At 59.1% G+C, this 854-nt stretch carries 1 protein-coding gene; it reads right to left on the bottom strand.

Annotation, left to right across the window (positions count from 1 at the left end):
• Positions 1-180: 180 nt before the first annotated feature.
• Positions 181-690 (bottom strand): hypothetical protein, encoded by a 510-nt coding sequence (locus E8D38_RS27925; protein WP_140637588.1) that lies wholly within the window; start codon positions 688-690, stop codon positions 181-183.
• Positions 691-854: the final 164 nt, after the last annotated feature.

The raw sequence follows: 854 nt of genomic DNA, 5'->3' as shown, positions 1-854 counted from the left end.
ACAAGCTCAGAGAAGACGGCTGGATGAGCGCGGTTGCCACGGACCTCGAACTTGGTGTGGCATTTGGGGCAGATGTCGTAGGTCACGCTCACGTTCATATGGCCTAACGTTCGACATGAGCGGCAACCGTAGGCGTGCGAAGCATGCCGGAGGGCGTCCGCTCGATGGAGGGGTTGGGCTTCATTGTGGTCGTAGCGTAAGGACTTCGGCACCCTCTTCTGAGGAGATGCGCAACTCGCTGAAAGCGCATGCGTATGTGCACAGAATGCGCTGCAGCGCCTGCACAGCCTCCCTGGAAAGACGAAAGCCGTTGAACACGACGATGGTCGGCGTGCGCGTGGAGAAAGAATCGGAGATCAACCAGTAGTCGCCCTCGCCGAATGCGTCCTCTCGCCCTTGCCCGACGAGGGCTGTGGCCATCGCCGCATAGGCTTCGGACTGCACCAACGCCAGCGGATTGGCAACCGCCCGAACGCGCGCGTTGTAGCAATAGAAGAACTCTTCAACCTGCTTACCGGAAAGATGCAGACTCCTCGCTTGCTCCGAAAGCAACTCCGGCCCGAGTGAATCATTGACTTCCTCCACACCGTCCAGCCAAGGGCACTCAGCGATGAGCACCTCGGCCGCTTCGGCAGAGAGACAAGCCTCTTCGGCCGCGGTGCGGATCAAGGCAGTACGGTGGTTACTCATGACGCCCAACGTTCGACGTAAGGGGCCTGCCGAAGGCAGGCCCCCTTGACGGAGGGGTTAGGCCTTGCGCTATAGAGGAGAGAGTGAAACGGAGACATCTTTGCTTCCGCTATAGGTTGCGGGGCAACCTTCAGAGTACGACGAATACTTTGCTTCGAATGAGA

The organism is Methylibium rhizosphaerae, assembly GCF_006386545.1.
Lineage (GTDB): Bacteria > Pseudomonadota > Gammaproteobacteria > Burkholderiales > Burkholderiaceae_C > Pseudorivibacter > Pseudorivibacter rhizosphaerae.
The sequence above is the reverse complement of the archived record's forward strand: the minus strand, read 5'-3'. Positions and strand labels throughout refer to the sequence as shown.